Origin of the sequence: Streptomyces sp. NPDC015242 (assembly GCF_043079125.1) — a bacterium.
Lineage (GTDB): Bacteria > Actinomycetota > Actinomycetes > Streptomycetales > Streptomycetaceae > Streptomyces.
This window is the reverse complement of record NZ_JBIBUF010000008.1, coordinates 59,074-71,997: the sequence shown is the minus strand read 5'-3', so window position 1 is coordinate 71,997 and position 12,924 is coordinate 59,074. Positions and strand designations below refer to the sequence as shown.

The 12,924-nt window shown below is 74.2% G+C and carries 11 protein-coding genes; 8 read left to right on the top strand and 3 right to left on the bottom strand.

From position 1 onward, the window contains the following. Positions 1 to 87: 87 nt before the first annotated feature. Positions 88 to 1,476: a cystathionine beta-synthase gene (locus ACF07N_RS25835; RefSeq protein ID WP_383330084.1), complete on the top strand. Its 1,389-nt coding sequence runs from the start codon at positions 88 to 90 to the stop codon at positions 1,474 to 1,476. Positions 1,477 to 1,832: 356 nt separating this feature from the next. Here the strand turns inward: ACF07N_RS25835 and ACF07N_RS25830 are convergent, their stop codons facing one another. After that, positions 1,833 to 2,690, bottom strand: coding sequence for a helix-turn-helix transcriptional regulator (locus tag ACF07N_RS25830; protein WP_383330087.1), 858 nt, complete (start codon positions 2,688 to 2,690; stop codon positions 1,833 to 1,835). A 144-nt stretch (positions 2,691 to 2,834) separates the two neighbouring features. Between ACF07N_RS25830 and ACF07N_RS25825 the strand changes: the two genes are divergently transcribed. Continuing rightward, positions 2,835 to 3,596 (top strand): SDR family oxidoreductase, encoded by a 762-nt coding sequence (locus tag ACF07N_RS25825; RefSeq protein WP_383330090.1) that lies wholly within the window; start codon positions 2,835 to 2,837, stop codon positions 3,594 to 3,596. Between the two features lie 13 nt (positions 3,597 to 3,609). Here ACF07N_RS25825 and ACF07N_RS25820 read toward each other — a convergent pair whose 3' ends face one another. Next, a complete protein-coding gene (locus ACF07N_RS25820) occupies positions 3,610 to 4,041 on the bottom strand; it encodes a hypothetical protein (RefSeq protein WP_392117179.1) in 432 nt (143 codons plus the stop codon). Between the two features lie 198 nt (positions 4,042 to 4,239). Between ACF07N_RS25820 and ACF07N_RS25815 the strand changes: the two genes are divergently transcribed. Both ACF07N_RS25815 and ACF07N_RS25810 read left to right on the top strand, forming a co-directional pair. Then, a complete protein-coding gene (locus ACF07N_RS25815; protein WP_392117177.1) occupies positions 4,240 to 5,082 on the top strand; it encodes a MurR/RpiR family transcriptional regulator in 843 nt (280 codons plus the stop codon). Positions 5,083 to 5,188: 106 nt separating this feature from the next. Next, the gene (locus ACF07N_RS25810; protein ID WP_392117174.1) at positions 5,189 to 5,830 is read left to right on the top strand and encodes a hypothetical protein; all 642 of its coding nucleotides are present in this window, start codon (positions 5,189 to 5,191) and stop codon (positions 5,828 to 5,830) included. Between the two features lie 106 nt (positions 5,831 to 5,936). On the opposite strand, the gene ACF07N_RS25805 is transcribed toward ACF07N_RS25810, so the two are convergent. Then, positions 5,937 to 7,289, bottom strand: coding sequence for a diaminopimelate decarboxylase (locus ACF07N_RS25805; RefSeq protein ID WP_392117171.1), 1,353 nt, complete (start codon positions 7,287 to 7,289; stop codon positions 5,937 to 5,939). A gap of 125 nt (positions 7,290 to 7,414) precedes the next feature. Here ACF07N_RS25805 and hutU point away from each other — a divergent pair, with 125 nt between their 5' ends. The 4 genes from hutU to hutI are packed head-to-tail and all read left to right on the top strand — an operon-like array spanning position 7,415 to position 12,922. Next, positions 7,415 to 9,079, top strand: coding sequence for a urocanate hydratase (gene hutU / locus ACF07N_RS25800; protein WP_392117168.1), 1,665 nt, complete (start codon positions 7,415 to 7,417; stop codon positions 9,077 to 9,079). Then, complete coding sequence (locus ACF07N_RS25795) at positions 9,076 to 10,299, top strand: allantoate amidohydrolase (RefSeq protein WP_392117165.1); 1,224 nt, start codon at positions 9,076 to 9,078, stop codon at positions 10,297 to 10,299. Before hutU ends, ACF07N_RS25795 begins: the two co-directional genes overlap by 4 nt. Beyond that, positions 10,290 to 11,630, top strand: a complete 1,341-nt coding sequence (locus ACF07N_RS25790) for a formimidoylglutamate deiminase (RefSeq protein WP_392117163.1) — start codon at positions 10,290 to 10,292, stop codon at positions 11,628 to 11,630. Before ACF07N_RS25795 ends, ACF07N_RS25790 begins: the two co-directional genes overlap by 10 nt. Next, complete coding sequence (gene hutI, locus ACF07N_RS25785; RefSeq protein ID WP_392117160.1) at positions 11,627 to 12,922, top strand: imidazolonepropionase; 1,296 nt, start codon at positions 11,627 to 11,629, stop codon at positions 12,920 to 12,922. Before ACF07N_RS25790 ends, hutI begins: the two co-directional genes overlap by 4 nt. Positions 12,923 to 12,924 lie beyond the last annotated feature (2 nt).

Below are 12,924 nucleotides of genomic sequence, written 5' to 3'. Positions count from 1 at the left end.
GGAGTGAACGACCGTCACGGGCGACGGCGAGGTCATAGGCTGGCGGCACCACTACGACCGAAACTTTTGCGGCATCCGGAGACAACGGTGCGATTTCACGACTCGATGATCAGCCTCGTCGGCAACACCCCGCTGGTGAGGCTCAACAGCGTGACCAAGGGCATCAGGGCGACCGTCCTGGCCAAGGTGGAGTACTTCAACCCCGGCGGTTCGGTGAAGGACCGCATCGCCCTGCGCATGATCGAGGCGGCCGAGGAGAGCGGCGCGCTCAAGCCCGGCGGCACGATCGTCGAGCCCACCAGCGGCAACACCGGCGTGGGCCTGGCCATCGTGGCCCAGCAGAAGGGGTACAAGTGCATCTTCGTGTGCCCCGACAAGGTGAGCACCGACAAGATCAACGTGCTGCGCGCCTACGGCGCCGAGGTCGTGGTGTGCCCCACCGCGGTGGACCCCGAGCACCCGGACTCCTACTACAACGTCTCCGACCGGCTGGTCCGTGAGACGCCCGGTGCCTGGAAGCCCGACCAGTACTCCAACCCGAACAACCCGCTCTCCCACTACCACTCCACCGGTCCCGAGCTGTGGGAGCAGACGGAGGGGAAGATCACCCACTTCGTCGCGGGCGTCGGCACCGGCGGCACCATCTCCGGCACCGGCCGCTACCTCAAGGAGGCCAGCGACGGCAGGGTGAAGGTCATCGGCGCCGACCCGGAGGGCTCCGTCTACTCCGGCGGCTCCGGCCGCCCGTACCTCGTCGAGGGCGTCGGTGAGGACTTCTGGCCCACCGCCTACGACCGCACCGTCGCGGACGAGATCGTCGCCGTGTCCGACAAGGACTCCTTCCAGATGACCCGCCGCCTGGCCAAGGAGGAGGGCCTGCTGGTCGGCGGCTCCTGCGGCATGGCGGTCGTCGCCGCGCTGGAGGTCGCCGCGCGGCTCGGCGAGGACGACGTCGTGGTGGTGCTGCTGCCGGACAGCGGACGCGGCTACCTCAGCAAGATCTTCAACGACGAGTGGATGGCCGACTACGGCTTCCTGGAGGACACCGGACCGAGCGCCCGCGTCGGCGACGTCCTCGCCGACAAGGAGGGCGACCGCATGCCCTCCCTCGTCCACATGCACCCGGAGGAGACGGTCGGTCAGGCCATCGACGTGCTGCGCGAGTACGGCGTCTCGCAGATGCCGGTCGTCAAGCCGGGTGCCGGGCACCCGGACGTGATGGCCGCCGAGGTCGTCGGGTCCGTCGTCGAACGCGAACTGCTGGACGCCCTGTTCAGCAAGAGCGCCTCGCTGGACGACCCGCTGGAGAAGCACATGTCCGCCCCGCTGCCGCAGGTCGGCTCCGGTGAGCCGGTCGCGGACCTGATGGCCGTGCTCGGCAAGGCCGACGCGGCGATCGTCCTGGTCGAGGGCAAGCCCACCGGGGTGGTCAGCCGGCAGGACCTGCTGTCGTTCCTCGCCCGCGGCGGGAAGTGACGGCCGACGCGAGGTGAACGGCCCGCGTACCGGGTGAACGTGTGACGTCCGCGATCTTCGCGGGCGTCGCGCAAGTGGTACGAGGGCGTCACGTCGGCGCAGCACCCGCTTAACACGGGCCCTGCACAGTGGTGGTTGTCGGCAGGGCGGGAGCGGCTCCCCGCCCCGGCCGGCGCCGTAGGCGTCACGGACCTCCGGAGCGGCTCCCGGACCTCCACCGACGCCACGGACGCGGGGGCCCGGCCCTGACCAGGTCCGCGTCCTTCGCGGGGACCGCCGTCGTCCCGCCCCCCGTTCACGGGGGTGCGGCGGTCCCCGCGCAATCCCTTCACCGCGCCCCGCCGCACGCGCCGCCGTCAGCCGGTACGGCTGGTCGCCCAACTCCCCAGCAGCGCAAGGCGCTCCGCCGTCTCCGAGCCCGGTTCCGGGGTGTAGACCACGATCGTCCGGTCCGGGGCCGACGGGACGGTGAGCGTCTCGTACGGAAGGGTGAGCGGACCCGCGACGGGGTGCCGCAGGTGTTTCACGCCGTGGTCGCAGGGCGCGACGGGGTGGTCGGCCCACAGGCGGCGGAAGTCCTCGCTGTCCCGGGTCAGTTCCCCGACGAGCTCGCCGAGGGCCGCGTCGCCCGGATGGTGACCCGCGTTCAGGCGCAGATGCGCCACCGTCTGCTCGGCGATCGCGGACCAGCGCGGGTGCAGGTCGCGGGAGGCCGGGTCGAGGAAGAGCCGGCGCGGCAGGCTGCGGTCCCCGGGGCCGGTCCCCTCGAAGCCGAGCAGGGCGTCCGCTAGGGCGTTCCAGGCGAGGACGGTCATCCGGTGGTCCAGCACGTAGGCCGGGTTGCGGTCCATGCCGTCCAGGATCAGCCGGACCCCCGGGCGCACGCCGGAGACGACCGGACCGCTCCCGCCGTGCCGGTGCGGCCGGGCCACCGCCCGCAGGTACTCCCGCTCGGCCGGATCCAGCCGCAGCACTCGGGCGATCGCGTCCAGCACGGCGTCGGAGACGCCCCCCGCCTTGGTCCGGGAAGGGCCGCCGGGCCCCCTGCTCTGCTCCAGGCGCACGTAGTAGTCGACGCTCACCCCCGCCAGCTGCGCCACCTCCTCGCGGCGCAGCCCCGGGACGCGGCGGCGGCCGTAGGAGGGCAGCCCCACCTCCTCCGGGCGGATCCGGGCACGGCGCGAGCGCAGGAAGTCTCCCAGTTCTCCGTCCATGCCTTCGAGGGTAGGCGCCCGGGGCCCGGCGAACCTGGTACTGCCGGACCCAGGAAAACCGTCGCCCTGGGTACGGCGGCCGATCCGGCCGAACGTGGTGGGCGAAGCCGGGGACAGGCCCCGGCCCCACCGAGGAGAGATCCCATGGCGTACGAGAACCTGGCCGGCCGCACCGCCGTCGTGACCGGAGCCGCGAGCGGCATCGGCGAGGCCGTCGCGGTGCTGCTGGCCGCCGAGGGCGCCCGGGTGGCGCTGCTGGCCCGGCGCGAGGAACGCCTGGCGGCCCTCGCCGGGAAGATCCGGGCCGACGGCGGGCAGGCCCTGGCCGTCGCCGCGGACGTCACCGACGAGAGGTCCGTCGCCGACGCCGTCGAGCGGATCCACGCCGCGTACGGACCCGCCGACCTGGTCGTGAACGCCGCCGGCGTGATGCTGCCGCACCCCGTCGACGCCCGGCGCGCCGACGAGTGGCAGCGGATGCTCGACACCAACGTCGCCGGGGTGCTGCGCGTCACCGGCGCCTTCACCGCCGACCTGGTGGGCGCGGCGGAGGCCGGCCGCAGCGCCGACCTGGTCAACATCTCGTCGGTCGCCGCGCACATGAGCTTCCCGAACTACGCGGTGTACGGCGCCACCAAGGCGGCCGTCACCTACCTGTCGGAGGCCCTGCGCGGGGAGTTCGGGCCGCGGGACGTCCGGGTCACCAACATCGAGCCCGGTTTCGTCGAGAGCGAGCTGCGCACCCACATCTCAGACGCGGAGCTGTCCCGGCAAGTGGAGGGCATGCTGGACGCGGTGGGCGCGCTGTCGGCCGAGGAACTGGCCGACCTCGTCGCCTATGCCACGAGCCGGCCGCGCCGGGTCAACCTGCGGCAGATCGTGGCCCTGCCGACGCGGCAGGCCTGACCGCCGGGCGCCCTCAGTCCTCCCAGTCGCTCCCGCGGGAGGACGCGCGGCGGCCGAACAGGCCCGGGTTGGTCCGGACGGCCTGCACGACATTGACCCCGACGATGCCCGCCCAGGCGGTGAGCAGACCGGGCAGCTGGGCCACGCCCCCGCCGATCGCGGACAGCGGCACCGCGAGGACGAGGGAGACGATCCCGAAGCCGAAGCGCTCGCCCCAGGTGTCCGTCGCCCTCGGCGTCCGGGAGTCCCGGGCCTCCTGCATCTGCTGCTCGGCCAGCTGCCGGCGCACCCGGCGCTCCACGGCCCCGTCGATCCGCTGGTCGACCTTCTCCAGGAACGAGTCCACCAGCGCCGGCTCGAACTCCTCGCCCAGCTCGCTGCGGGCGTGCAGCGTGGCGGCGAGTTCCTTCTTCAGCTCGGTGTCCCGGGCGTCGATTCCGCTCATACCGTTCACGGTAGGGAGCCGGGCCGGGGGCCGCACTGGGGTTAGCCCCCCTGTCGGGGCGGTGGGCTGCCGGTGCGGGGGCCGCCCCGGCCCGGGTCCGCGCGGCAGCCGCGGCACCGCCGGGCCCGCCGCCGCTTGCCGCCCTGCATATGCTCATGCAGAATCCTCAGCTACTGAATAGGCGAGGGGGAGCACGCCATGAGCGCGACCGACAGCCCTGCCGCGCGGCTGCAGGCGCTCTTCGAGGGGCACCGGCTGACGCCGACCCAGCGGCGCATCGCGCACAGCATGGTGCGCCGCGCCGCCGACGTGCCGTTCCTGTCGAGCGTGGAACTCGCCGAGCTGGCCGGTGTCAGCCAGCCCTCCGTGACCCGCTTCGCCGTCGCCCTCGGCTTCGACGGCTACCCCGCCCTGCGCCGCCACCTGCGCGAGGTCTCCCCCGTGGAACCCACGGGGGAGACCGGGACGGCCAACGAGTACCAGCAGGCCGTCGAGGCCGAGATCGAGAACCTGCGGCACCTGGCGGAGGCACTGGCCGACCCCGGGCCGGTGCGACGGGCGGGGCGTCTGCTCGCGGCCTCCCGTCCGCTGCCCGTCCTGGGCCTGCGGGCGGCGGCCGCCCAGGCCCACGGCTTCGCCTACTTCGCCGCCAAGGTCCACCCCGACGTGCGGCTCCTCAACGAGGGCGGCACGATGCTCGCCGACCGCGTCGACGCCGCCGTCCGCGCCGGTGCCTCGGCGCTGCTGTGCTTCGCCCTTCCCCGGCATCCCCGCGAGGTCGTCGACGCCCTCGCGCACGCCAGGGAGACCGGCCTGACCGTCGTCACGGTCGCCGACTCCGCCTTCGCCCCCGTCGCCAAGGTGTCCGACCTGCTCCTCCCCGCCGCCGTCGGCACCGGCCTCGCCTTCGACACGGCCTGCGCCCCGATGCTGCTGGGCCGGGTGCTGCTGGAGGCCATGTGCGACGACCTGCCCGACGCCCAGGCCCGGCTGGAGGAGTTCGACGCCAAGGCGGCGGCACGGGGCCTGTTCGTCGACTGACGGCGCCCGCTCCCGGCTTCTCATCCTCGTCTCACGTTGCGCCGCTAACGTCCTTCTCCTACAACACTCTTCAGACGCTTCGGGTACCGGACGGAGGCTGATCGACATGCGCGGAGGACATGGACTGGCCCGGGTGGCCGTCGTCGTGCGGGCGGGTGCCGCCCCGCTGTGGTGGCTGGGGGTCCTGGCGGCCGGCGTCGGCCTGCTGCCCGAAGGGCTCACCGGCCGCCGGATCGGCGTGCTGACGGGGGCGGCCCTCTTCCTCGTGGCCGCGGCCGTGGTCGCCGTGGCGCGCCGCAAGCGCTACACGGCCCTGGCCGCCTCGGCGGCCCGCGCCGCCAAGCACGACGTGCTCCAGGACCGGGCGGTCACGGCACGCAACTGGCGCCGCGCGCACCGCTGGTGGCTGCTCCTGGCCTTCCTGGCCGCCCTGGGCACCTCCCTCGTGCTGCCCGCGGCGGGCGGCATGCTGATGGCCGGCTGCGCCGTGGGCCTGTGGGTGAAGGCGGCCTGGCTGGGCCGCCGGGAACGCGCCGACGAGGTACTGCTGTGGGTCCGCGTGGACTGGCTGCGCGCGGGGGTGGCCCGCCCGACGGGCAAGCGGGTCAAGGCGTTCCGCAGCACGGGCATCGCGGCGGGCGACGCGGCCCCGGGCGGCACGCGCAGAAAGAGCCCGGCCCCCGGCGGAACGCGGAGGAAGAGCCCGGCCCCCGGCGGAACGCGGAGGAAGGCGCCGGCCCTCGTCTGATCGACGGCGGGGACACGCCGCCTCGGGGGCGCGGGGAACCGCGCGATCAGCCCCCACGCCCCCGCGGCCACCCCGCCACGGCACTCCCACCCCGCTCCCACGGCACTCAGGCCAACGCGTCCACCTGCGCCCCGCCGGACTCCGCGACGACCTCCGCCACGGTCTGCGCCTCCCGCACCACCGCGAACCGCCCCCCGGGCCAGAACCCGTACACCCCGGGCCGCACCAGCGAGTTGTACCCGTAGTGGTGCGCGAAGTAGTACGCCCCCGTGTCCAGCGCCGCCGCGTAGTCCCCCTGTTCCAGCAGCGGCATGGACCGCCCCTGCGCCAGCAGGTCCCCCGCGAAACAGGCCGGACCGGCGACGTCCTGCACCACGGCCGGCCCCTCCTTGACCCGGCCCTTCGCGTCGTACGCCGCGATCCGCAGCGGCCAGCTGCCCGGCGCGTACACCGTCCGCGCCGCCACCTGCACCCCGGCGTGCGTCACCGCCACCGCCCGCCCGCCCGAGGTCTTCGCGTACTCGACCCGGGCCACCACCGTCCCGTGCTTCGCCATCAGGGACCGCCCGAACTCGGTGACCAGCCCGTACCGCCCGTCGAACAGCCCCGGCACCTCCCCGGCCAGCATCCGCGCGTACTGCGCGTACGTCGGTGTCGTCGCCTCCGACGCGAAGTTGACCGGCAGTCCGCCGCCGATGTCGAGCGTGTCGACCTGCCGCCGCCCGGCCCTGCCGTTGATCTCCTCCGCCAGCGCGTACGCCTCCGCCACGCCCCGGGCCATCAGCGACAGCGGGACCCCCTGGGAGCCGGTGTGCGTGTGCAGCCGGGTCAGCCACGGCCGGTCCAGATACGCCCGGACGACCCACTCCCGCGCCCCCTCGTCCCGCAGCGCCACCCCGAACTTGGACGTGGCCGTCGCCGTGGACAGCGCCTCGATGGCACCCCCGCCGACCTGGGGATTGACCCGGATCCCGAGCGGGGAGCGGCCGGGCCGCGTGCGCATCAGCGCGTCGATGCGCGCCAGCTCCTGCGGGTTGTCCGCGTTGACCGCGATGCCCAGGTCCAGCGCCTCGCGCAGTTCGGCCGGTGTCTTGGCGGGCGAGTCGAGCACGGTCATCTCCGCCGGCACTCCCGCCGCCCGGGCCAGCGCGAGCTCGCCGGGGCTCGCGACCTCCGCGCCGACGCCCTCGTCCCGCAGCAGCCGCAGCACCGGCACCAGCGGGGTCGCCTTCACCGCGAAGGCGTGCAGCACGGGCGTGCCCGGCGCGGTCACCGCCTCGAACGCCGCCCGCAGCTCCGCCGCCGACTCCCGGATGCCGGCGACGTCCAGCAGTCCCACCAGGGGCCGGTCCGGCCCCAGCAGCCCCTGCTCCACCGCGGCCCGCACCGCCTCGTCCCGCCGGGCCGCCCGCCCGGCCCCTGAGCCGTCCGCCTCGTCCGTTTCCCTGTGTGCACCCATGCGTCCAGCCAAACATCCACCCCGCGGCCGCGCCGACCCCCTGATGTATTGACTAGCCTTATTCATAAGTTCAGGATGTGAATAGAAGCAGCAACATCCGCCGGGAGACCCCCAGGAGGCAGACCATGTCCGGACCCCGCCCCGTCCGAGCGCCGCGCGGCACGGAACCGAGCGCCCTCGGATGGCAGCAGGAAGCCGCCCTGCGGATGCTGCAGAACAACCTCGACCCGGAGGTCGCCGAACACCCCGACCAGCTCGTCGTCTACGGCGGCACCGGCAAGGCGGCCCGCGACTGGCGCTCCTTCGACGCGATGGTCCGCACGCTGCAGGGCCTGAAGCAGGACGAGACCATGCTGGTGCAGTCCGGCCGCCCGGTCGGCGTCATGCAGACCCACGAGTGGGCCCCGCGCGTCCTCATCGCCAACTCCAACCTGGTCGGCGACTGGGCCAACTGGGAGGAGTTCCGCCGCCTGGAGCAGCTCGGCCTGACCATGTACGGCCAGATGACCGCCGGCTCCTGGATCTACATCGGCACCCAGGGCATCCTCCAGGGCACCTACGAGACCTTCGCCGCCGTCGCGGCGAAGAAGTTCGGCGGCACCCTCGCCGGCACGATCACCCTGACCGCCGGCCTCGGCGGCATGGGCGGCGCCCAGCCCCTCGCCGTGACGATGAACGACGGCGTCGCCCTGTGCGTCGACTGCGACCCGCGCGCCATCGAGCGCCGCATCGAGCACCGCTACCTGGACGTGAAGGCCGACAGCCTCGACCACGCCCTCGCCCTGGCGACCGAGGCCCGCGAGGCCCGCCGCCCGCTGTCCATCGGCGTCCTCGGCAACGCCGCCGAACTGGTCCCGCAACTCCTCGCCATGGGCGCGCCCATCGACATCGTCACCGACCAGACCTCGGCGCACGACCCGCTGGCCTACCTGCCTGTCGGCATCGCCTTCGAGGACATGGCCGAGGCCGCCGCCAAGGACCCGGCCGGCTTCACCACCCGCGCCCGCGAGTCCATGGCCCGGCACGTCGAGGCCATGGTCGGCTTCCAGGACGCCGGCGCCGAGGTCTTCGACTACGGCAACTCCATCCGCGGCGAGGCCCAGCTCGCCGGGTACGACCGGGCGTTCGCCTTCCCCGGCTTCGTCCCCGCCTACATCCGCCCCCTGTTCTGCGAGGGCAAGGGCCCCTTCCGCTGGGCCGCCCTGTCCGGCGAGGCCTCCGACATCGCCAAGACCGACAAGGCGATCCTCGACCTCTTCCCGGAGAACGAGTCCCTGGCCCGCTGGATCAAGATGGCCGGGGAGCGGGTCCACTTCCAGGGCCTGCCCGCCCGCATCTGCTGGCTCGGCTACGGCGAGCGCGACAAGGCCGGCGAGCGGTTCAACGACATGGTCGCGAGCGGCGAGCTGGCCGCCCCGGTCGTCATCGGCCGCGACCACCTCGACTGCGGCTCCGTCGCCTCCCCCTACCGGGAGACCGAGGCCATGCTCGACGGCTCCGACGCCATCGCCGACTGGCCGCTGCTCAACGCCATGGTCAACGTGGCCTCCGGGGCCTCCTGGGTCTCCCTCCACCACGGCGGCGGCGTCGGCATGGGGCGGTCGATCCACGCCGGGCAGGTGACCGTGGCCGACGGCACCCCGCTCGCCGGGGAGAAGATCCGCCGCGTCCTGACCAACGACCCCGGCATGGGCGTCATCCGGCACGTCGACGCCGGGTACGACATCGCCGAGTCCGTCGCCGCCGAGCGCGGGGTCCGCGTCCCGATGCGCGAGGGTGACCAGGCGTGACCTTCCACAGCATGTGGGCGGAGCTGCTGCCGATCGGCCGCAGCTCCGCCTCCGGCGGCTACCGCCGCTTCGCCTGGACCGGCGCCGACCTGGACTGCCGGGCCTGGTTCAAGGAGCAGGCCGAGTCCCGCGGGCTGACCTACGAGACCGACCGCAACGGCAACCAGTGGGCCTGGCTCGGCGACCCCGCCCGCGGCGACGCCGTCGTCACCGGGTCGCACCTGGACTCCGTCCCCGACGGCGGCGCCTTCGACGGACCCCTGGGTGTGGTGTCGTCCTTCGCCGCCCTCGACGAACTCCGGGCCAGGGGAGCGGAGCCCACCAGGCCGCTCGGCATCGTCAACTTCGGTGACGAGGAGGGCGCCCGGTTCGGCCTCGCCTGCGTCGGCTCCCGGCTCACCGCCGGGCAGCTCACCGTCGCGGACGCCCACCGGCTGACCGACGGGGACGGCACCACCCTGCCCCGGGCCATGGAGGCCGCCGGCCACGACCCGGAAGCCATCGGGCCCGACCCCGAACGGCTCGCCCGCATCGGCGCCTTCGTCGAACTCCACGTCGAGCAGGGCCGGGCCCTGGACCTGTCCGGTGACCGGCTCGGCATCGCCAGCGCGATCTGGCCGCACGGCCGGTGGCGGTTCGACTTCGCCGGCGAGGCCAACCACGCCGGCACCACCCGGCTCGCCGACCGGCGCGACCCCATGCTCGCCTACGCCGAGACCGTCCTCGCCGCCCGCCGCGAGGCCCAACTCGCAGGCGCCGTCGCCACCTTCGGCAAGGTCGCCGTGGAGCCGAACGGCGTCAACGCCATCCCCTCCCTGGTGCGCGGCTGGCTCGACTCGCGCGCCGCCGACCAGGACAGCCTGGACGCCGTGGTCGCCGGGGTGCGGAGGGCCGCGGGGGAGTACGCCGCCGCCCACGGGGCCGAACTCGCGGTCACCCGGGAGTCGTTCACCCCCGTCGTCGAGTTCGACCACGCCCTGCGTGACGAACTCGCCCGCATCCTCGGCAAGGACCGGGACCCGCAGCTCACCGTCCCCGTCCTCGGCACGGGCGCCGGACACGACGCCGGCATCCTCTCCGGGAGCGTCCCGACCGCCATGCTGTTCGTGCGCAACCCCACGGGCGTCTCGCACTCCCCGGCCGAGTTCGCCGCCGAGGACGACTGCGTGGCCGGAGTGCTCGCCCTCGCCGACGTACTGGAAGGACTCGCGTGCAGGTGACGCAGACGTACTGGCTGGAACACGCCTGGCTCGGCACCCACGTCGAGCCGGGCGTCGCCCTGGACACCGCCGGCGGCCGCATCACCGCCGTCCGGACCGGGGTGACCGCCCCGCCCCCCGGCGCCGAACCCCTGCGCGGCCTGACCCTCCCCGGACTGGCCAACGCCCACAGCCACGCCTTCCACCGGGCCCTGCGCGGCACCGCCCAGGTCGGCTCCGGCACCTTCTGGACCTGGCGCGAGGTCATGTACTCCGTCGCCGACCGGCTGACCCCGGAGAGCTACCACGCCCTGGCCCGCGCGGTGTACGCCGAGATGGCCCTGGCCGGCATCACCGCCGTCGGCGAGTTCCACTACGTCCACCACGCCCCCGGCGGCACCCCCTACGCCGACCCCAACGCCATGGGCGAGGCCCTGATCGCGGCCGCCGCCGACGCCGGCATCCGGATCACCCTCCTCGACACCGCCTACCTCTCCTCCGGCTTCGGGCAGCCGCCCAACCGGCACCAGCTCCGCTTCTCCGACGGGGACGCCGACACCTGGGCCGCACGCTGTTCACTTCTCAAGGAACGGGACCACGCACGGATCGGTGCGGCCATCCACTCGGTGCGGGCCGTGCCCGCCGGCCAGCTGGAGACCGTCGCCCGGTGGGCCGAGGAGCGGCGGGCCCCGCTCCACGTGCACCTGTCCGAGCAGACCGCCGAGAACGACGCCTGCCGGGAAGCGCACGGCTGCACCCCCACCCAGCTCCTCGCCCTGCACGGCGTCCTCGGGCCGCGCACCACCGGCGTCCACAACACCCACCTGACCGCCGAGGACATCTCCCTCATCGGCGCCAGCTCCACCGGCACCTGCATGTGCCCGACGACCGAGCGCGACCTGGCCGACGGCATCGGACCCGCCGCCGCCCTGCAGAACGAGGGCTCCCCGCTCAGCCTCGGCTCCGACAGCCACGCCGTGATCGACCTGCTGGAGGAGGCGCGGGCGATGGAGCTGAACGAGCGCCTGCGCACCCGCACCCGGGGCCACTGGACGGCCGCCGCCCTGCTGCGGGCCGCGACCGCCGACGGCCACGCCGCCCTCGGCTGGAACGAGGCGGGCACCCTGGAGCCCGGTGGGCTCGCCGACTTCACGACGATCGCCCTCGACTCGGTCAGGACGGCAGGGCCGCTTCCGCGGCTCGGGGCCGAGACGGCCGTATTCGCCGCGTCGGCAGCGGACGTGTCGCATACGGTCGTGGCAGGCCGGCACGTCGTACGGGACGGGGCGCACACGCTCGTGCCGGACGTGCCGCGGGCCCTCGCCGAAGCCGTCGCAGCCCTGCGCGGATGACCCCGGGCCGCCCGCCCGCGTGGCCCGGCTCCGCCCCCGCACCCGACCCCACCGCCGACCAGGCCACCAAGGACGCCATGAGCAACGCGACGACCGTCAGCCCCGCCCACTCCGCGAGCACCGCGAGCACACTCATCACCAACATCGCCGCCCTGGTCACCAACGACCCCTCCCTCGGTGACGGTTCCCCCCTCGGACTGGTCCACGACGCGGCGGTCGCCATCGAGGGCGACCGCGTCGTGTGGACCGGTGATCACAGGAAAGCACCCGCCACTGACAACCGGGTCGACGCCGGCGGCCGGGCCGTCCTCCCCGGCTTCGTCGACTCCCACTCCCACCTCGTCTTCGCGGGCGACCGGACGCAGGAGTTCAACGCCCGCATGTCGGGCCGCCCGTACAGCGCCGGCGGCATCCGCACCACGGTCGCGGCCACCCGCGCGGCGAGCGACGGGGAACTGGAGGCCAACGTCACCCGTTACCTCGCCGAGGCCCTCCGCCAGGGCACCACCACGTTCGAGACGAAGTCGGGCTACGGCCTGACCGTCGAGGACGAGGCCCGCGCCCTGCGCATCGCCGCCGCCCACACCGACGAGGTCACCTACCTCGGCGCCCACATCGTCCCGCCGGACCACGCGGACGACCCGGCCGGCTACGTCGCCCTGGTCACCGGCGAGATGCTCGACGCCTGCGCGCCGCACGCCCGCTGGATCGACGTCTTCTGCGAGCAGGGCGCCTTCGACGGCGACCAGGCCCGCGCGATCCTCACCGCGGGCAAGGCCAGGGGGCTGCACCCGCGCATCCACGCCAACCAGCTCTCGCACGGCCCCGGCGTGCAGCTCGCCGTCGAACTCGACGCGGCCAGCGCCGACCACTGCACCCACCTCACCGACGCGGACGTCGACGCCCTGGCGCACAGCCGGACGGTTGCGACGCTGCTGCCCGGCGCCGAGTTCTCCACGCGGGCCGCATGGCCGGACGCCCGGCGGCTGCTGGACGCGGGCGTGACGGTCGCGCTGTCCACGGACTGCAACCCCGGCTCGTCCTTCACCTCGTCCGTGCCGTTCTGCGTCGCGCTCGCCGTACGGGACATGGGGATGACCCCGGACGAGGCCGTCTGGTCGGCCACCGCGGGCGGCGCCGCGGCCCTGCGCCGCACCGACGTCGGCCGCCTCACCCCGGGCGCCTGCGCCGACCTGGTGCTCCTGGACGCGCCGAGCCACGTCCACCTCGCCTACCGGCCGGGCGTGCCGCTGGTGAGCGGGGTGTGGCGGCGCGGGGTGCGCGTGGTGTGAGA